16 protein-coding genes and 2 tRNA genes are annotated in these 18,807 nt (G+C 70.4%); 6 read left to right on the forward strand and 12 right to left on the reverse strand.

The annotated features are described in order from the left end of the window. Window positions 1-289 precede the first annotated feature (289 nt). Window positions 290-1,090 carry a histidinol-phosphatase gene (hisN, locus tag AB0412_RS29455; RefSeq protein ID WP_366405636.1) on the forward strand — a complete coding sequence of 267 codons (801 nt, stop codon included), beginning with the start codon at window positions 290-292 and terminating at the stop codon, window positions 1,088-1,090. Between the two features lie 172 nt (window positions 1,091-1,262). Continuing rightward, window positions 1,263-1,655, forward strand: coding sequence for a CBS domain-containing protein (locus AB0412_RS29460; RefSeq protein ID WP_366405637.1), 393 nt, complete (start codon window positions 1,263-1,265; stop codon window positions 1,653-1,655). Window positions 1,656-1,732: 77 nt separating this feature from the next. Here AB0412_RS29460 and AB0412_RS29465 read toward each other — a convergent pair whose 3' ends face one another. Beyond that, complete coding sequence (locus AB0412_RS29465) at window positions 1,733-3,184, reverse strand: catalase (protein ID WP_366405638.1); 1,452 nt, start codon at window positions 3,182-3,184, stop codon at window positions 1,733-1,735. A gap of 143 nt (window positions 3,185-3,327) precedes the next feature. On the opposite strand from AB0412_RS29465, the gene AB0412_RS29470 reads away from it, so the two are divergent. Beyond that, complete coding sequence (locus AB0412_RS29470) at window positions 3,328-3,744, forward strand: Fur family transcriptional regulator (RefSeq protein ID WP_366405639.1); 417 nt, start codon at window positions 3,328-3,330, stop codon at window positions 3,742-3,744. A gap of 149 nt (window positions 3,745-3,893) precedes the next feature. On the opposite strand, the gene AB0412_RS29475 is transcribed toward AB0412_RS29470, so the two are convergent. The 4 genes from AB0412_RS29475 to AB0412_RS29490 form a co-directional block, all read right to left on the reverse strand. Further along, window positions 3,894-3,967 (reverse strand) — tRNA-Met (locus AB0412_RS29475). A 105-nt stretch (window positions 3,968-4,072) separates the two neighbouring features. Then, window positions 4,073-5,902: a tetratricopeptide repeat protein gene (locus tag AB0412_RS29480; RefSeq protein ID WP_366405640.1), complete on the reverse strand. Its 1,830-nt coding sequence runs from the start codon at window positions 5,900-5,902 to the stop codon at window positions 4,073-4,075. Window positions 5,903-6,124: 222 nt separating this feature from the next. After that, a tRNA-Met gene (locus AB0412_RS29485) sits at window positions 6,125-6,198 on the reverse strand. Between the two features lie 55 nt (window positions 6,199-6,253). Beyond that, the gene (locus AB0412_RS29490) at window positions 6,254-9,193 is read right to left on the reverse strand and encodes a UPF0182 family protein (RefSeq protein ID WP_366405722.1); all 2,940 of its coding nucleotides are present in this window, start codon (window positions 9,191-9,193) and stop codon (window positions 6,254-6,256) included. Between the two features lie 164 nt (window positions 9,194-9,357). Here AB0412_RS29490 and AB0412_RS29495 point away from each other — a divergent pair, with 164 nt between their 5' ends. After that, window positions 9,358-9,900 carry a PPA1309 family protein gene (locus AB0412_RS29495; RefSeq protein WP_366405641.1) on the forward strand — a complete coding sequence of 181 codons (543 nt, stop codon included), beginning with the start codon at window positions 9,358-9,360 and terminating at the stop codon, window positions 9,898-9,900. Window positions 9,901-10,144: 244 nt separating this feature from the next. Here AB0412_RS29495 and AB0412_RS29500 read toward each other — a convergent pair whose 3' ends face one another. The 4 genes from AB0412_RS29500 to AB0412_RS29515 form a co-directional block, all read right to left on the reverse strand. Continuing rightward, window positions 10,145-11,239 (reverse strand): PDZ domain-containing protein, encoded by a 1,095-nt coding sequence (locus AB0412_RS29500; protein WP_366405642.1) that lies wholly within the window; start codon window positions 11,237-11,239, stop codon window positions 10,145-10,147. Window positions 11,240-11,291: 52 nt separating this feature from the next. Beyond that, a complete protein-coding gene (locus AB0412_RS29505; protein WP_260830089.1) occupies window positions 11,292-11,456 on the reverse strand; it encodes a hypothetical protein in 165 nt (54 codons plus the stop codon). Between the two features lie 176 nt (window positions 11,457-11,632). Next, on the reverse strand, window positions 11,633-12,091 hold the full coding sequence (locus tag AB0412_RS29510) for a molybdenum cofactor biosynthesis protein MoaE (protein ID WP_366405643.1): 459 nt from the start codon (window positions 12,089-12,091) through the stop codon (window positions 11,633-11,635). A 105-nt stretch (window positions 12,092-12,196) separates the two neighbouring features. Then, the gene (locus AB0412_RS29515) at window positions 12,197-13,309 is read right to left on the reverse strand and encodes an SDR family oxidoreductase (RefSeq protein ID WP_366405644.1); all 1,113 of its coding nucleotides are present in this window, start codon (window positions 13,307-13,309) and stop codon (window positions 12,197-12,199) included. Window positions 13,310-13,501: 192 nt separating this feature from the next. On the opposite strand from AB0412_RS29515, the gene AB0412_RS29520 reads away from it, so the two are divergent. Together AB0412_RS29520 and AB0412_RS29525 are read left to right on the forward strand one after the other, a co-directional pair. After that, entirely contained in the window at window positions 13,502-14,956 is a 1,455-nt protein-coding gene (locus tag AB0412_RS29520) for a zinc-dependent metalloprotease (RefSeq protein ID WP_366405645.1), read from the forward strand. Next, window positions 14,953-15,474, forward strand: a complete 522-nt coding sequence (locus AB0412_RS29525) for an NUDIX hydrolase (RefSeq protein ID WP_366405646.1) — start codon at window positions 14,953-14,955, stop codon at window positions 15,472-15,474. The genes AB0412_RS29520 and AB0412_RS29525 overlap by 4 nt, the downstream gene beginning before the upstream one ends. A gap of 54 nt (window positions 15,475-15,528) precedes the next feature. On the opposite strand, the gene AB0412_RS29530 is transcribed toward AB0412_RS29525, so the two are convergent. From AB0412_RS29530 to AB0412_RS29540, 3 genes are read right to left on the reverse strand one after another with little or no spacing between them, the layout of a single operon-like run. Further along, on the reverse strand, window positions 15,529-16,284 hold the full coding sequence (locus AB0412_RS29530; protein WP_366405647.1) for an AIM24 family protein: 756 nt from the start codon (window positions 16,282-16,284) through the stop codon (window positions 15,529-15,531). 17 nt (window positions 16,285-16,301) lie between these two features. Next, window positions 16,302-16,982 carry an AIM24 family protein gene (locus AB0412_RS29535; RefSeq protein WP_030219997.1) on the reverse strand — a complete coding sequence of 227 codons (681 nt, stop codon included), beginning with the start codon at window positions 16,980-16,982 and terminating at the stop codon, window positions 16,302-16,304. A 10-nt stretch (window positions 16,983-16,992) separates the two neighbouring features. Next, window positions 16,993-18,756, reverse strand: coding sequence for a TerD family protein (locus tag AB0412_RS29540; protein WP_366405648.1), 1,764 nt, complete (start codon window positions 18,754-18,756; stop codon window positions 16,993-16,995). Between the last annotated feature and the right edge of the window lie 51 nt (window positions 18,757-18,807).

The raw sequence follows: 18,807 nt of genomic DNA on the forward strand, positions 1-18,807 counted from the left end.
TCTGGCGCGAAATCGGTCCCTCAAAAGGTGCGAGGCGCGGACGCGCCAGCCGCTGCGGGCGGACACCACCGCCCCGTCCCCTCCCCGCCGCGGGCGCCTGCGGCACGCCCACGGTGCGCGGAGCTCGCCCGCCGCACGCGTCTGCGGCCCGCCGTCCCTGCGTAGCTGCGCAGCTGCAGCGGCACCCCCTAGCGGGGGCGAGCGACACCCGCCCCCGGCCAGCCCCCACCCACGGTGACCCCCAAACCCCCTGTAGCCCCACCCCTACCTCGGCAGATACCGTCATCACATGCCCGACTACCTCGACGACCTGCGTCTCGCCCACGTCCTCGCGGACGCCGCCGACGCCGCGACGATGGACCGGTTCAAGGCCCTCGACCTCAAGGTGGAGACCAAACCGGACATGACGCCGGTGAGCGAAGCGGACAAGGCCGCGGAGGAGCTCATCCGCGGCCACCTCGCCCGCGCCCGCCCCAGAGACGCCGTGCTCGGCGAGGAGTACGGGGTGGAGGGGACGGGGCCCCGGCGCTGGGTCGTCGACCCGATCGACGGGACGAAGAACTACGTGCGAGGCGTCCCCGTGTGGGCCACGCTCATCGCCCTGATGGAAGCCGGTGAGGGCGGCTACCAGCCCGTCGTCGGCGTCGTCTCCGCCCCCGCCCTCGGCCGCCGCTGGTGGGCCGCGAAGGGCAACGGCGCCTTCAGCGGCCGCAGTCTGACCTCCGCCTCCCGGCTGCACGTCTCCCGTGTCTCCAAGCTGACGGACGCGTCGTTCGCGTACTCCTCGCTGAGCGGATGGGAGGAGCAGGGCCGGCTGGACGGCTTCCTCGACCTGACGCGTGAGGTGTGGCGCACGCGGGCGTACGGGGACTTCTGGCCGTACATGATGGTCGCCGAGGGGTCGGTGGACATGTGTGCGGAGCCGGAGCTGTCGCTGTGGGACATGGCCGCCAACGCGATCGTGGTCACCGAGGCCGGCGGTACGTTCACCGGGCTCGACGGACGGCCGGGGCCGCACAGCGGCAACGCGGCGGCGTCGAACGGGCTGCTGCACGACGAGTTGCTGGGGTATCTCAACCAGCGCTACTGAGCACCGAGAGGTGAGCGCGTGCGCCCAGCACGGGCCGCACGCGCCCTCTTGTTGACCCCCGCTTTGCCTGCCACCCTGAGAGTCCCCCCACTTGTGAATTTGTGAAACCGTGAACAAGCGGATCCGGCGTCCGCGACACCGCACGGTTTCCGGTAGGAGGTGGCTCCATCCCATGCTCGTCCGTGACGCCATGAGCACGGTGGTCCTCACCATCGGCCCCGACCACACCCTCCGCCAGGCCGCCGCCCTGATGTCCGCCCGCCGCGTGGGCGCGGCCGTGGTCCTCGACCCCGACGGCATCGGCATCGGCATCCTCACCGAACGAGACGTCCTCAACTCCGTCGGTCTGGGACAGGACCCGGACTCCGAGCGCGCCCACGCCCACACCACCACCGACGTCGTCTTCGCCGCCCCGGCCTGGACCCTGGAGGAGGCCGCGCAGGCCATGGCCCACGGCGGTTTCCGTCATCTGATCGTCTGCGAGAACGGTGAGCCCGTCGGCATCGTCTCGGTGCGCGACATCATCAAGTGCTGGGCACCGGTACGGCAGCAGGTGCCCGCATGACCGCGCCATGAGAACGGGCCGGGGCTCCTCGGTGAGGAGTCCCGGCCCGTCTCCGGCAAACGGTCCAGCGCTGGAGATCAGCCGCGCAGGGCCTGGACCGCGGCCTCCAGCCGCTTGCCGAAGTCCTCGTCCGCCTGACGGAAGTTGTTGATCGCCCGCTCGGCGATCTCGTCGCGCGTGACGCCCGAGATGGCGTTCGCCAGGTTCTTCACCAGGCGCTCCTTCTCGTCCTCCGACATCAGCCGGTAGAGGTTGCCAGCCTGCACGAAGTCGTCGTCCTCGGCGTGGACCGGCGTGACCGTCTCGCCGGTGACACCGGTCACCGGGATCGGCTGCCACAGCGGACGGTCCGTCTGGAACGGGCCGCCGAAGCTGTTCGGCTCGTAGTTCTTCGCGCCCTTGTGCCGGCCGTCGTAGAGGTAGCCGTCACGCGCGTGGGTGCGCGCCTCGGTGGCGTGCGGGCGGTTCACCGGCAGGTGGTCGGCATTGATGCCGACGCGGTAGCGGTGGGCGTCGCCGTAGGCGAAGAGGCGGCCCTGGAGCATCTTGTCCGGGGACGGGCCGATGCCCGGCACGAAGTGGGCGGGGCTGAAGATCGACTGCTCGACCTCGGCGAAGATGTTCTCCGGGTTGCGGTTCAGCTCCAGCTTGCCGAACTCGATCAGCGGGTAGTCCGCGTGCGGCCAGACCTTCGTCAGGTCGAACGGGTTGAAGCGGTACGTCGCCGCGTCCGCCACCGGCATGATCTGGACGTAGGCCGTCCAGGACGGGTACTCGCCGCGCTCGATGGCCTCGCGCAGGTCCCGCTGGTGGGAGTCCGGGTCCTTGCCCGCGAGGATCTCCGCCTCCTCGGCGGTGAGGTTCTTGATGCCCTGGTCGGTCTTGAAGTGGTATTTGACCCAGAAGGCCTCGCCGGCCTCGTTGTTCCACTGGAAGGTGTGCGAGCCGAAGCCGTCCATGTGGCGGTAGGAGGCGGGGATGCCGCGGTCACCGAACAGCCAGGTCACCTGGTGGGTGGACTCCGGGGAGAGGCCCCAGAAGTCGAAGACGTTGTCCGCCTCCTGGGAGCCGGTGTACGGGTCGCGCTTCTGGGTGTGGATGAAGTCCGGGAACTTGATCGCGTCCCGGATGAAGAACACCGGGGTGTTGTTGCCGACGAGGTCGTAGTTGCCCTCCTCGGTGTAGAACTTCACCGCGAAACCGCGCGGGTCGCGCACGGCGTCCGCCGCGCCCAGGTTGCCGGCCACGGTCGAGAAGCGCAGGAAGACCTCGGTCTGCTTGCCGACCTCGGAGAGGAACTTGGCCCGCGTGTACTTCGTGACATCGGCGGTGACCGTGAACGTGCCGTAGGCACCGGCGCCGCGGGCGTGCACCACACGCTCCGGGATGCGCTCACGGTTGAAGTGGGCCAGCTTCTCCAGGAGCAGCTGGTCCTGGACGAGCACCGGGCCGCCGACGCCCGCGGTCTCGCTGTTCTGGTTGTCGGCTACCGGGGCACCGGCCTCCGTGGTGAGCGGTCCCTGCGTCACGTGCGCCTCCTGCGTCATTACTGACCAATCCTGTCCCTTGGCTAAAGCCGGTCTCGATCCTACGATAGACAATGTCTAAGTCAAGTAAGGCTCCAACTTCACACCTGTTCGGGACCTGGTCCCCCTGCTGTTAAGGTGGTCTCATGAGTGACCTTCTGGAACGGCTCCGCGGACGTGGCTGGCGGATGACCGCGCAGCGCCGTGTCGTGGCCGAGGTCCTCGACGGCGAACACGTCCACCTGACGGCCGACGAGGTGCACGCAAGAGCTGTCGCCAAGCTGCCCGAGATCTCCCGGGCGACCGTCTACAACACCCTGGGCGAGCTGGTCTCGCTCGGTGAGGTGCTGGAGGTCGCCACGGACAAGCGGGCCAAGCGCTACGACCCCAACGCGCACCGGCCGCACCACCACCTGGTGTGCGCCCGCTGCGGCGCGATCCGCGACGTCCACCCGACGGGCAATCCGCTGGCCGACCTCCCCGACACGGAGCGTTTCGGCTTCACCGTCTCGGACGTCGAGGTGACGTACCGCGGCCTCTGCCCCAACTGCGCGACCGCATAGGGCACATACGCATACGCGAAAGCCCCGGCACGAGTGGTGCCGGGGCTTCGGGCTGCGCACACGCCACTGGGCTGCGCGCACGCGCGTGCGGTGGGACGCGAACACGCCGAGGGCCGGAACCCTTTCGGATTCCGGCCCTCGGACTTCAGTAGCGGGGACAGGATTTGAACCTGCGACCTCTGGGTTATGAGCCCAGCGAGCTACCGAGCTGCTCCACCCCGCGTCGGTGAATGCAACGTTACGTCAAGGACGCGGACAGAAGCAAATCGCTTTTCCGTGAGGCAGGCGGGCAGGTCTCGGCCGACCGCCGCTCAGGCACTGCGCGGCGTCACGCCGAGAGCTCCTGGCGCAGGGCGTCGCGCAGCCGGGTGGCGCGTTCCGTGACGGCCGGGGGGCCGAGCGCCGCAGCGCGGTCGGCCCAGCGCTGCCCCTCGGCGAGTTCGCCTCGTCGCGCGTAGACCAGGGCCAGGCGCAGTGCGGCACGGCCGTGCCCGGCGTCCGCCGCACGGGTCCACCACACGGCCGCCTCGGGCTCGCTGCCCTCACGGGCCAGCAGCAGGCCGAGGTTGAAGGCGCCGTTGCGGGAGCCGGCCTCGGCCGCCTCGCGGTACCAGCGGGCCGCCTCCACGACGTCGCCGCGGGCCGCGGCCAGCATGCCGACGCGCACCTGGGCCCGGCGGTGCCCCTGGGAGGCGGCGCGCTCGTACCACTCCTCGCACTCGCTGCGCCGGTGCACCGGCTCGCCGAGTTCGTGTGCGGGCCGGGGCGGCCTGCGGGCGTCAAGCACCGCCGCCAGACGGTACGCCGCCTCGGCGCTGCCGCCGCCCGCCGCGCAGCGCAGGAACCGCTCGGCCTCCGCCTCGTCGCCGGCGCGCAGCCGGGCCATGCCGACCTGCAGCGCGGCCTCGGTGTGCCCGGCGGCAGCGGCCCGCTCGTACCAGCGCAGCGCGGCCCGGTCCTCGCCCCGGCCCGCGTGCAGGATGCCGAGGTTGAACGCGGCGTCCACACTGCCCGCCTCCGCGGCCTTGGAGAACCAGGGCTCCGCGCCCGTCTCGTCCCCGGCCCGCAGCAGCAGGATCGCCAGCGCGTTGGCCGCCTCGCGGTGACCGGCGTAGGCGGCCCGGCGGTACCACTGCTCCGCCTGCGTGGTGCGGCCCTGTTCGGCGCAGAGCAGCCCGAGGTTGTACGCGCCGTTGACGTCGCCCGCGTCCATCGCGGCCCGGTACCAGCGTTCGGCGGTCTGGGTCTCGCCCCGCTCGGCGTGCAGCGCGCCCAGCGCGTTGGCCGCGTTGCCGTCACCGTCCTGGGCGGCGCGCAGCCACCACACGGCGGCGTTGTCGGTGTCGCCGGCGTCCCGCAGCAGGAACCCGAGCGCGCAGGCGGCCCGCGCCTCGCCGTCCTTGGCGGACGTCAGATACCAGCGCCCGGCCTCCTTGAGCTCGCCGCGCTTCTCGAGGATCGTCCCGAGGTGCAGGGCGGCCCGGCGGTGACCGCGTGCGGCGGCCTGCCGGTACCACTGCTCGGCCTCCTCCAGCAGCCGGACACCGTTGTCGTCGCCGGGCTTGCGTGCGGCCTTGCGGTCCAGTGCCCGCGCCAGGCGGTACGCCGCCTCGCGGTGACCGCGTTCGGCCGCGGCCCGCATCCAGCGCTCGGTGCCGGCCTCGTCGCCGCGGTGCTCGAGCAGGTCGGCGAGCGCGTAGGCGCCCAGGGTGTGGCCCTGTTCGGCGGACTGGCGCAGCCAGTACTCGGCGGCGGGTTCGTCACCGCGCTCGCGGTGGTGACGGCCCAGCGCGTGCGCCGCCGCGGCACTGCCGGCGACGGCGGCGATGCGCCACCATCCGGCGGCCTCGTCGGCGTAGCCCCGCTGATGCAGCAGGACGCCCAGGTTGTTGGCGGCGGCGCGGTCACCGGCGGCGGTGGCGGTACGCAGATGGGGTTCGGCTCCGTCGAGGTCGCCGCGGCGCAGCAGCATGGCGCCGAGGATGCTCATCGCCTCGACGTCGCCGGCCTCGGCGGCGAGCCGCTGGCGCAGCTCCTCGGCCGCCTCGTCGTCGGCTTCCCCCACCACCACGGGGGGCTCCTGCCCGTCCTCCTGGTGGGGAGGCTGCTCAAATCGCCCTGTCTCGAACAGAGTTGCCTTGTCCCCCATAACGTCCATCGTCGCACCACCTGCAACCTGGGTACACCTGGTATACCGCAGCCAGTGAGGTCACTTCAGCGTTTTGTCGACATGCCCACAGAGAGATAAGTCAAACACAGATCGCTCAACTCCCGTCGTCGGCGCGGCCGTAACCGACCCGGGCACATGCGTTCGCCCATGCCAAAGGCCCGGATTCCTTGTGGAATCCGGGCCTTGGTGTCGCCGACTTCGCGACTTCAGTAGCGGGGACAGGATTTGAACCTGCGACCTCTGGGTTATGAGCCCAGCGAGCTACCGAGCTGCTCCACCCCGCGCCGTTGTGTTTGTAACCGTATCACGGCGCGGGACGGGCGTTGACCAGCCGCTTTGCTAGCTGCTCGGACTGGGTTTCGGACTGGGGCTGTTCTCCCCGCCGCCCGAACCGCCCCGGCCCTCCGCGGCCTGGGCCTCCTCGGCCCTGCGCAACGCGTCCTCGAGGTCCTTCTGCGCCTGGCCGTAGGCCTCCCAGTCGTTCTTCTTCAGGGCTTCCTGGCCGGCCTCGAAGGCCTCCTGGGCGTCGTCGAGCGCCTCGCGGACGGTGGGGTTGTCGGACGTCGGCGGTGGCGTGGTGCCCTCGTCCTCGCCGGTGCCCTCGTCCTCACCCGGTGGTGGCTCGGTGGGCGTGCCCTCGGCGCCGAAGACCTTGTCCAGGGCCTGCTCGAGGGTGTCCTCGAAGGCCGTCTGGCCTCCGTAGGTCACCAGCACCTTCCGCAGCAGCGGGTACTTCAGTCCACCACCGCGTACGTAGACCGGCTCCACGTACAGCAGTCCCCCGTCGAGCGGGACGGCCAGCAGGTTGCCGTACTCGACCTCGGAGTCGCCGCCTCTGAGCAGCCTGATCGACTCGGCGATGTCCTGTTCGGAGTTGAACTGGCTCTGGACCTGTTTGGGTCCGGCGGCCGTCGTGCTCGTCGGCAGTTTCAGCACTCTGATCTTGCCGTAGTCGTCGGTGCCCGCCTCGGCGTTGACCGACATGAACGCGCTGAGGTTGTCACGGCCGTTCGGGGTGAACGTCGTGGTGAGCGAGAAGACCTGTTCCTGCTGGTCCGGCATCTTCATGCTCAGGTAGTAGGGAGGCACCGCGTCGCCCGTCTTGTTGGTCGGGTCGTCCGGCACCTGCCACACCTCGCTGCCCGAGAGGAACGTCGTGGCGTCCTTCACGTGGTAGCGGGTGAGCAGCTCGCGCTGCACCTTGAACAGGTCCTGCGGGTAGCGCAGATGGGCCATCAGCTCGTTCGAGATCTCGCTCTTCGGCTCCACCGTGTCCGGGAAGGCCTTCATCCAGGTCTTCAGGACGGGGTCCTGGGTGTCCCACTGGTAGAGCTTGACCTCGCCGGTGTACGCGTCGACGGTCGCCTTCACCGAGTTGCGGATGTAGTTGACCTGGTTCTGCTGGGCCACCACCGCGCGCTGGTCGTTGGTGGCGGTCAGCGAGTCGGCCGTGGTGTCGCCGAGGGTGGTCCGCGACGAGTACGGGTAGCCGTTGGTGGTCGTGTAGGCATCGACGATCCACTGGATCTTGCCGTTCACGACCGCCGGGTAGGCGTCGCCGTCGATGGTCAGCCACGGGGCGATCGCCTCGACACGCTCCTTGGGCGTGCGGTTGTACAGGATCCGCGAACCCTCGCCGATCGCGCCGGAGTACAGGATCTGCGGCTCGCTGAACGCGACCGCGTAGGCGGCACGGTTGAGCGGGTTGGCGAGGTTGACGCCACTGTCCGCCTGGTAGCTGTACGTCTTCTCACCGCTGTCGTCGGAGTAGTCGATCTCCTTCTGGGGACCGCCGACGATCGAGTACGTGGTCGTCCGCTCGCCGTAGTAGACGCGCTGCTCGTACGTGCCCAGGTCGCCCTTGGAGGGCAGGTCCGACTCGGTGAACTCCGGACGGCCGCCGGCGTCGGCGCTGGTGCCCTCGGCGGCCACCACGCCGTAGCCGTGGGTGTAGCGGAAGTGGTCGTTGATCCAGTTCCGCTTCGGGATGCCGTTGAGGTTCAGCTCGCGCAGACCGATGACGGTGTCCTGGTCCTTGCCGTCCTTGGTGTAGCGGTCGACGTCCAGGTTGGTCGGGAACGCGTAGTAGTTCCTGATCTGCTGGAGCTGCTGGAACGTCGGCGAGACGATGTTCGGGTCCATGATGCGGATGCTCGCCGTGTTGCCGACGTCGTCGCGCAGCTTCGTCTTGTCCTCGGTCTGGCTGGTGCCCGGGTAGTCGGTGACCTTGGAGTCGTCGATGCCGTAGGCCTCACGCGTGGCCTTGAGGTTCTTCTCGACGTACGGGGCTTCCTTGGCCTGCTCGTTCGGCTGGACCTGGAACTTCTGGACGATCGCCGGGTACAGGCCGCCGATCAGGATGGCGGAGAGCACCATCAGGCCGAAGCCGATCACGGGCAGCTGCCAGGTGCGCCGCCACAGGGTGGCGAAGAACAGCAGCGCGCAGATCACGGCGATGCAGAACAGGATCGTCTTGGCCGGCAGATAGGCGTTGGCGTCGACGTACCTCAGGCCGGTCCAGCTGTCGGTGGCCTTGAAGTCGCTGGACTTGACGGCCAGGCCGTACCGGTCGAGCCAGTAGGCGACGGCCTTCAGCGCGACGAAGATGCCGATGAGGACCGACAGATGGCCGGTGGCCGCGGCCGTGGCCCGTGCTCCCGGGCTGGTGATGCGCAGGCCGCCGTACAGATAGTGGGTGAGCGCGGCGGCGATCACCGACAGGATGGCGGCGGCGAATCCGAAGCCGAGCAGGAAGCGGTACCAGGGCAGGTCGAAGGCGTAGAAGGAGACGTCCAGCTTGAACTGGGGGTCCTTCTGGCCGAAGGGCACGCCGTTGACCCACATCAGCCATGTGCGCCACTGGCTCGACGCGGAGGCGCCGGCGATCAGGCCCACCAGCGCGGTGATGCCGAGCAGCAGCCACTTCTTGTACGGGGCGATGCCCATGCGGTACCGGTCGAGGTTCTGCTGCTCCATCGACATGGCGCTCAGCGGCGGGCGCAGCCGGTGGGCCAGCCAGATGTTGAAGCCGACCGCGACGGCCATCAGCAGACCGAAGACGAAGAAGAGTCCGATCTTGGTCCACAGGGTCGTCGTGAACACCGACGAGTAGTTGACCGAGCGGTACCACAGCCAGTCGGTCCAGAACCCCGCGAACATGGTGAACACCATGCCGAGGACGGCCAGGACGCCCAGTGTCATGAGCAGGGTCCGGACCCGCCGGGACGGGCGGCCCACTCTGATCCGTGGCCCCGTCGGGCCTCCGCCGCGGTCCGGCATCTGGAAAGCCAAGGTAGGCACCTCGAAGTTCGCTGTTGATTCGTCAGGCCCGCGTGTTCGTGGACCGTGAGTGGCCCCCTGTGATCGTGGGCCCACACCTATGCAACTTACTCACCCTTTACTCGGTTCCCGATTCCGGCCAGGAACGAGAGAGGATTGTGACCATGTCCAACACACCCATGGCGGCCAGCCCGCTCACCCGGGCCGTGCTCGAGATCGACGAGTACGTCTCCGGCCTCGGCTGGGACCGCCCCGCACGTCTCTTCGCCCTCGTCGACACCGCACGGCTCCGTGCCGAGCAGCCCTCGCTCGCGGACCGGCTCGGTCTGGGCGAGGAGCAGGAGACGGCCGCTCTCACCCCGATCGAGCAGGACGAAATTCCAACGGGCAAGCCGCTCGACGAGTTCCTGGGCACGATCGCCTGGCCCGACGCGGTGACCGGCTGCGCCCTGACCGTGGAGCGGCTGATGCTTCCGCCGTCCGCGGAGGCCCAGGTTCCGAAGGATCTGGACGAGGCCGCGCTGACGAAGTGGGTGGCGCAGCACCCCGAGCGTCAGGAGGTCCGGATGACGGTCGCGGTGCTGCGTGACGGCAGCCGGGAGTCGGCGCTGCGGCTGCGGGAGAAGGACTCGCCCACCGAGGTCCTCACCGGATCCGAGCTGGTGCCGGGCCTCGCGGACGCTTTGGCGGCGACGTTCGAGGACTAGGGCCTGTCGTTTGGATCACGCCGCAGACGCGGGGTCTGGCACGCGCATCTGCCGCGTTGTCGTCGGTCGCCGAAGCACCGCTTCGACTCCTTCCTCCGCCTTGCAGCTGCACGCACCAGACCCCGCTCACCGGCGCTGATCAGGCACCGCCCCTTCCCTGCGACGTGATCCAAACGACAGGCCCTAGCGGTCCTCGGAAGGGTGGCCGCTCCGGTCAGGACGCATCAGGAGGCGTCAGAGGGCGTCAGGACGCCGTGCACGACGGCAGGTCGTCGGTGTCGCCGGAGCGGATGTCCTTCAGGGCGCCGAGGGCGTCGTCGATGGTGTTCACCTTCACGAGGGTGAGGCCCTCGGGGGTGTCCTTGGCCGCGGCCGCGCAGTTGTCGGCGGGCGTCAGGAAGTACTCGGCCCCCTTGCCGCGTGCCCCGACGGTCTTCATCTCGATGCCGCCGATCGGCCCGACCTTGCCGTTGTCGTCGATCGTGCCGGTGCCGGCCACGAACGCGCCGCCGGTGAGGTCGCCCGGGGTGAGCTTGTCGTAGATGCCGAGCGCGAACATCAGACCGGCGCTCGGGCCGCCGACGTCGGCGAGCTTGATGTCGATGGTGAACGGGAAGGTGTGGTCGGTCCCGGCGGAGATGCCGACGATGGCGCGCTTCTCACCGGCGTCGTCGGAGGTCTTCGTGGTGATCGTGATCTTCTCGGTCCTCGTCGCCGTCCGGTTCTCCTTCTCGGCGGCGGCCTGCTCCTCGGCGGGCACGATCGTGAAGACGACGTTCTCCCCGGGCTTGTGCTCGGTCACCAGGTCGGCGACGTCGGCCGGCTCCTTGACCGCCTTGCCGTCGACGGCCTTGATCACGTCACCGGCGTGCAGCTTGCCCTCGGCCGGGGATCCCTTCACGACCGTCGAGACGACCACCCACGACTTCACGGGGACGTCGAGTTCCTTCAGCGCCGCGACCTTGGCGCTCTCCTGGGACTGGCTGAACTCCTCGGCGTTCTCCTGGGTCGACTCCTCCTCCGTCTTCCCGTCGGGGTAGAGGGTGTCGTGCGGCACGATCTTGTTGTCGTGCGCCAGCCAGCCGTAGACCGCCTCGACGAGGTTCATCCGGTAGTCGGCGCTGGTGACCCGCACCGTGGTCATGTTGAGGTGGCCGTCGGCCGGATAGGTCTTGCGCCCGGAGATCTGCAGCACCGGCTCGCCGTCGTGCTCACCGAGGGTGTTCACCGTGGGACCCGGGGACATCTCCGCGTACGGCACGGGGATGAACACTCCCGCGCACAGGAGCGCGATCAGCATCAGGGTGGAGGCGAGCATCGTCGCAGTGCGGCGTGGCATGCCTCGACAGTACGGGACGGTTCTGTCGGCGCACCGTCAGGGCCGCCGGCGGTCAGGTGCCGGTGCGGGACTTCTCCATGGCCTCGCGGAAACGGGCGTATCCATCCAGTTCGGGACCGTCGCTGCGTATCTTGCGGGTCCTGAGGGCCCAGCTTCCCCACAGGCCCGCGACGACAGCAGCCACCAGCGGAATCAGCAACCAGGCGAGCGCCGCCATACCGACCTCCCAACCCCATGAGCGTCCGCGACTGACTGATCAGCAGATTAACCATTCGCAGTGACAACGCTCACGTCGGGGGGCCGGTTACGCAACCGGAAACAACACCGAGGGACGCCTGCCTCAGCAGGCTCCGACCCGCCGTCCCGTCACCCGACCACCCCTCAACGACGGCGCTAGGCGCCGACCCATTCCTCGGTGCCGTCCGAGAAGGTCTGGTGCTTCCAGATGGGCACCTCGTGCTTGAGGTCGTCGATGAGCTTGCGGCAGGCCTCGAACGCCTCGCCCCGGTGCGGGCACGAGACGGCGACGACCACCGCGAGGTCCCCGACTCCCAGGTCGCCCACGCGGTGCACGGCCGCCAGCGCCCGCACGGGGTACTCGGCGGCGACCCTCTCGGCGATGCGCCGCATCTCGGCCTCGGCACTGGGGTGGCACGAATACCCCAGCTTGTCGACGTCGGTGCCCCCGTCGTGGTTGCGCACGGTCCCCACGAACAGCGCCGTCCCGCCGGCCGCCTCGTCGCCGACGGCCTGGAAGACCTCGTCCAGGGACAGGGGCGTGTCCCGGATGCCGATCAGCTTGACCGGATCCTGTGCGGCCTGCTCGCCGGGGTGATCGTGCGTGGTTGCCATGCCCCCATCGTGCCGCACGCCACCGACAACGCGGAATTGCGGTTTCGCCCGGCACGCGCGCGTGGTGGTTCGGAGCCTTCTACAAGTGGCGTGGCTTCGCCTGGGTCAGATCCTCCGCCGGGCCTTGCGCGCCCGCCGCACCACCGCCGCCGCACCCAGCAGCGCCACCGTCGCGCCCGCGGCGCCCGCCGCCGTCGCGTCCTTGCGGCCCAGGCGCCGGCCGGCGACCGTGTGCCGTCCGGAGACCTCCTCCAGCAGCTCCGCGAGCACTTCCTCGTTGGTGTACGCGGGCCGCCACCCGGCGTCGTGCAGCCGGCTGCCGCTCACCACCCAGGGGTACATCGTGTACGCCAGGTCCCCGGCCGGCGACGGCGTGAGCCCGATCCGGTGCAGCCGGGCCGCCGCGCCCAGCGCCACCGCCGACGGCAGCTCCATCCGCCGGATGCCGCTGAGCTCCTCGACCTCCTCCTGTTCGAGCCAGCCGTCGCAGCCGACGGCCAGCTCACCGTCGGCCTTCTCCAGCACCGCGTACTCCAGCGCGCTGCACAGGTCCTCGACGTGGCAGAACTGCCAGGCGGGCCGCGAACCGGCCACCACAAGGAGCCGCGGCGACTCGAAATACCTGGTCAGCGCGGTGTCGGTGCCGCCCACGAGGACGGCGGGGCGCAGCACCGTGACATTGAGCCCGGGGTGCGCGCGGGGCGCCCGGCGCGCGAGGCGCTCGATCTCCAGGAGGTCGCCGACGCCGGTGGCCTCCGCCGTGGCCCGCAGCTCCGCGTCCTCCGACAACGGCAGCTCGTTGTCCGGCAGGGCGCCGTAGACCATCGCCGAGGTGCACAGCACCACGCGGTGCACACCGGCCGCCGCGGCGGCGGTCAGGACGGTCTGCGTCCCCCGGACGTTGTAAGCCGTCCGCGCGGCGGCGTCGGTCTCCAGGTCGAGGTCGAGGGCCAGATGGACCACCACGTCCGCCCCGCGCAGCTTGTCGGCGATCGCCGGATCACGGACGTCCAGGATGTGCCACTGCGCCTCGGCGCACTCGCCGCGCCGCTCGTCGATGGCGATGACCTGCTTGATCTCCTCGGAGGCCGCCAGCCGCTCGGTGAGCAGCGCGCCGACACCGGACGCGGCGCCGGTGACCGCGACGACGGGCCCGCGGGCCGCGGGACTGGTTGACTGGTTTCGCGCTGCGCGAACCTGCGGATCTGGGGAACTCACCGGGCGTCTCCAGCGGTTGTCTTCAGTACGGGCGCATGTGACGCGTACGTACCAGGTGGCATCCATCCTGCCGCAGGCCTTCTGTCGGCGAAGCACCGAGGCCCGAACCGCCTCAGGTGTCTACGCTGGGTGGTGTTGTCGGGCAGCCGTGCCGCCGGAAAGAACCGGCGGCCCTACCAGCCGAGGAATCCCGTGAGTGACACCCCATTCGGATTCGGCCTTCCGCCGGAGGAGCCGGACGACGGCGACGAGGGCAAGAAGAAGGACCCGCAGAGCGGCGGTGGTCAGGGCCCGGCCAACCCGTTCGGTTTCGGCATGCCCGGAGCCGGAGGCTTTGGCGGCCCGGGCGCGGACAATCCGTTCGCCGCGATGTTCGGGTCGCTGAACCCCACCGACCTGGGCGCCGCGTTCCAGCAGCTCGGCCAGATGCTCTCCTACGAGGGCGGGCCGGTGAACTGGGACATGGCCAAGCAGATCGCCCGCCAGACCGTCTCCCAGGGCACGGCCGACGGCACCAAGGACGCGAGCGTCGGGCCCGCCGACCGCAAGGCCGTCGAGGAGGCGGTCCGCCTGGCCGACCTGTGGCTGGACGACGCCACCTCCCTGCCGTCCGGCGCGCACTCCTCCGTGGCGTGGAGCCGCGCGGAGTGGGTCGAGGCGACGCTGCCGGCCTGGCGCGAGCTGGTCGACCCGGTCGCCGAGCGCGTCGGCAACGCCATGGGCGACGTCCTGCCGGAGGAGATGCAGGCCATGGCGGGCCCGCTGATCGGCATGATGCGCTCCATGGGCGGCGCCATGTTCGGCACGCAGATCGGGCAGGCCGTGGGTGTGCTCGCCGGTGAGGTCGTCGGCTCGTCCGACATCGGCCTGCCGCTCGGCCCGGCCGGCAAGGCCGCGCTGCTGCCGGTGAACATCGAGACGTTCGGCAAGGACCTGGGCGTCCCGCGGGACGAGGTGCGGCTGTACCTCGCGCTGCGCGAGGCCGCGCATCAGCGTCTCTTCGCGCACGTGCCGTGGCTGCGCTCGCATCTGTTCGGCGCGGTCGACGGGTACGCGCGCGGGATCAAGGTCGACACCGCGAAGCTCGAGGACGTGGTCGGCCAGTTCGACCCGCAGAATCCGGAGCAGCTGCAGGAGGCGCTTCAGCAGGGCATGTTCCAGCCGGAGGACACGCCCGAGCAGAAGGCCGCCCTGGCCCGCCTGGAGACGGCCCTGGCGCTCGTCGAGGGCTGGGTGGACGCCGTGGTGCACGCGGCGGCCAAGCCCCGGCTGTCGTCCGCCGACGCGCTCCGCGAGACGCTGCGCCGCCGCCGCGCCTCGGGCGGCCCCGCCGAGCAGACGTTCGCCACGCTGATCGGCCTGGAGCTGCGTCCGCGCCGTCTGCGCGACGCCTCACGCCTGTGGGCCTCGCTCACCGACGCACGCGGTGTCGACGGCCGGGACGCCCTGTGGGCCCACCCGGACATGCTGCCCAACGCCACCGACCTGGACGACCCGGACGGCTTCGTGCACCGCGAGCAGATCGACTTCTCCGAGCTGGACAAGATGCTCGGCGAGGCGGCGGGCGGCTCCGCCGGGAAGCCGAATCTGAAGAAGGACGAGGACACCGAGGGCGACGACCCGAAGAAGGACAACGGCACCGAGTGAGCCTCCACGACGACGCGGTCCTCGTGCTGAAGCAGTACGAGGACCAGCCCGAGCTGCGCGATGCCTACCTGGATCATCTGGCGGCCCACCCGGACGGCATGTGGAAGGCCTGCGAGGCCGGGCACGTCACCGCGAGCGCCCTGGTGATCGACCCTTCGCACGGGCGCGTGCTGCTGACCCTGCACAAGAAGCTGCGCATGTGGCTCCAGATGGGCGGCCACTGCGAGCCGCAGGACGCCTCCCTGTCGGCCGCGGCGCTGCGCGAGGCCACCGAGGAGTCGGGCATCGCGGGACTGCGCCTGCTGCCGGGCGGCCCGGTGAGGCTCGACCGGCACCCGATCCCGCCGCCGTGCCACTGCCACTTCGACGTCCAGTACGCGGTGCTCGCACCACCGGACGCGGCCCACGCGGTGAGCGACGAGTCCCTCGACGTCCGCTGGTTCCCGTACGACGAGGTGGCGGAGGTGGCGGACGAGTCCGTCGTACGGCTGCTGGAGGCGACGCGCGCGAGGCTGTGAAGGGGTAAGGGGCGACCACCCTGGTGGTCGCCCCTTACCGATGCGCACGGTGCGTCAACTCCAGACGTTGCCCTGGTTCTGCCCCCGCGCCCCCTGCTGTCCCACGCCGTACTGCGCGGCGAGGCCCGAGCCGATCTGGGCGTTCTGCGGGGGCAGCAGCTCGCTGGGCTGGACGAGCGCGAAGCCGCTGCCCATGAAGCTGAGCTCCCAGCCCTCACCGGTGTTGCCGCGCCGCCGCCACACACCCGAGGAGTGCGTCTGCGCCTGCATCTGCACGCGCAGGCCGGTCGACCACGCGACGATCGCATCGGCGTCGCAGTTGACGTACTTGTCCGGCGTCACCTGCATCAGCAGGGGCATGCCGGAGGTCATCAGGGCGACCTTGCCGCGGCCGGTGATGTTGAGCTGGTACTTCCCCGAGCCGGAGATGCCGTACAGGCTGTCGACGGCGATGACCTCGTGGTGCAGCGAGGAGTCCATCGCGAGCACATAGCTGCTGTCGACCGTCAGCCCGTCCTGGTCCACCTCCATGACGTGGATGTGCTGGGCGAGATTGGCGAGGTAGACCGTGCCCTGCCCGTGGCAGCGCATCAGGTCGAGTCCCTCACCGGTGTGCGCACGCGCGCGTGACTGCTGGTTGCTCTGGAACTCGGCGTCGAACTCGACGAGGCCCTGGTAGGCGACCATCGTGCCCTTGCGGGCCAGGATGTCGTCGTGGCCCTCCAGGGCGACCCGGAGCATCTGCTTGTTCTGCAGGCTCCAGCGCTCCTGGGTCTGCTGGTCGTTGTAGGCGAAAAGCGGGCTCTGCATGATGTGGTTGCTCCCCCTCAGCCCCGGACCCGGAGACGGTCGGTGCTGTCCTCACTGGGCTGGACGACGACGATGCCCTGACCGGAGAAGGCCATCTGGTAGGCCTCGCCGCTGCCGCGGCCGATCAGCGACTGGGCGCGGAAGCTGCGCTTGCCCTTCACCTTGAGGTTCGGGGACCAGGCGACCAGGGCGTCCGGGTCGACGTAGGTCTCGTCGTCACCGCCTCCGCAGTCGACGACGATCGGCTTGCCGCGCGAGGTCAGCGCGACCCAGCCCTGCCCGGAGATCTTGGTGTTCCACAGGCCCTGTCCGGCGAACTTCGCCAGGCCCTTGACCCGCTCCACGCCCCACGTCAGGTGGGCGTCGAAGGCGAGCAGGTTGGTGGCGTTGACGGAGATGCCGTCGCCGTTGAGGTTGATCACCACGACGTTGGCGCCGTAGTCGGCCAGGTAGAGCAGACCGTCACCGGAGCACTTCATCAGGGGCGCGCCCTCGCCGGTGAGCCAGTCCTTGGCGATCTGGCGGACGGCCGGCGGGTTGGGCTCGTACTGGACGAAGCCCTCGTACGCGACCATGGATCCCACGCGCGCGAGGAGGTCGTTCCCCGTCTGCATGGCCACCTTCAGCATGTGGTTGCCGTGGTTCTCCATGCGCGCGGTGACGGGGGCGGGGGCGAAGCCCGCGAGTGGCTGGTTCATGACGGGCTCCTTAGATCTCGTACGGCTGGACGACGATGAAGTTGCCGGGGGCGCCCCGGAACTGGAGGTTGACGCTCTCACCGGTGTCGCCGGGGTAGGAGTTGCGGCGCATGCGCACCTGGCTGGAGACGACCACCTGGGAGGCGGCCGACCAGGCGACGACGGCGTTGCAGTCGGCGAAGGTGGTGGGCGTGACGGGCAGCACGACGGGCACGCCGTGGGTCTTCACGACGATGGTGCCGGTGCCCTGGAACTGCATGGTGAACAGCGCACCGCCGGGGATGCCGTGCCCCTCGATGCGGCGGACCTCGTACTGCAGGCCCTCGTCGAAGGCGAGGACGTTCTCGGCGGAGACGCACACGGCGTCGCCCTGGAGCTCGATGGGGTGCAGCATCGTGGAGTTCTCGGCGAAGAACACCTGGCCCTGGCCGGTGCAGCGCATCAGCTGCATCTCCTGGCCGGTGGCGTTGCCGACGATGCGGCCGGTGAAACCGGCACCCTTGTAGCTGAAGTCGACCTTGCCCTGGTAGAGCACCATGCTGCCCTGGCGGGCCAGCACCGGCTGTCCGCCGACGCCGAGGTCGACGCGGATGAGCTTGCGGTTCTGCGGGGTCCAGCGCTGCCCGGTGGGCGTCTCCTTGAACTGCTGGAGGGCGCCGAGCACGCCCGGACCCTGCGGTGCCCCCTGGGGAGCGCCCTGCGGCGCCCCGTAGGGCGCCTGCTGACCAGGGATCTGGCCGGGCATCTGTCCGGGGATCTGGCCGGGTGGCGGCTGCTGGCCGTAGCCGGGCGGCGGGGTCGGCTGGCCGTAACCGGGCGGCGGCGCGGGCGCCTGGGGTGCCTGCGGACCGGCGCCGTATCCGGGTGGCAGGGGCGCGGTCTGGCCGGGGGCGGGCTGGCCGTACCCCGGAGGGGGCGGCGGCTGCTGGCCCGGCTGGCCGTACGGCGCGGGCGCCGGGGCCGGCGGCGGCACCGGGGAACCGCCGGGCGGGGTGTGCATGGGCGCGACGATGGTCGGCGCGGCGTGCACGTTGGGCGCGGGCGCCGGTGGCGGGGTGGCGCCGGGCGGGGGCGCGAAGCCCTGCGCGGCGGGCTGGGGGGCGGGGGGCGGCGTGGGCGCCGCAGCCGGTGCCGGTGCGCCGCCGGGCGCGCCGAACGCCGGCGGTGCGCCGGTCTGCGCGGGCGGGGCGAAGCCGGGCGCGGCGCCGCCGGCCTGCGGCTGCTGCTGCGGGGCGGCCGGCTCCTCCTCGGCCACCTCGCCGCCGAAGTTCTTCAGCAGCGCGTCGAGACCGCCGTCGAATCCCTGGCCGACGGCGGCGAACCGCCATACGTCCTTGAAGTAGAAGTCGCCCAGCATCACGGCCCGCTCGGTGGTGAACTCCGAGCCGTCGAAGGAGTAGCGGGCGACCTCCTCGCCGCCCGCGACGATGCGGAGGTAGCCGGGGCCGACCTGGGACATCTGCCCGGCGCCGTCGAGCGTCGCCGTGAAGGACAGCCTTCTGATCTGCTGGGGGATCCGATCGAGGGTGACCCGGAACGACTCCGTGTCGCCCGCCTGGGCGCCCAGGAGCTGAATGGACTCCTCCGGGGACTTCGGCTGGTTGTAGAAGATGAAGTACCGGTCGTCCGAGAGCCGTTCGTCGGCATCGAGACCGAAGCAGCTGATGTCGAAGGTCAGCCCGGGGCCGGAGATCTGCACGCCTACGTACAGATCCGTGCCCGCCGTGAGATCACTGATCCTGGCCTTGTGGCCGCGTTGGAATTCCCTGGCCATGCGTACGACCGTCCCCCATCCCGAATGTGAGTGCGTCGCGCCAGGCTAACG

This window comes from Streptomyces sp. NPDC052012 (assembly GCF_040689265.1).
GTDB lineage: Bacteria > Actinomycetota > Actinomycetes > Streptomycetales > Streptomycetaceae > Streptomyces.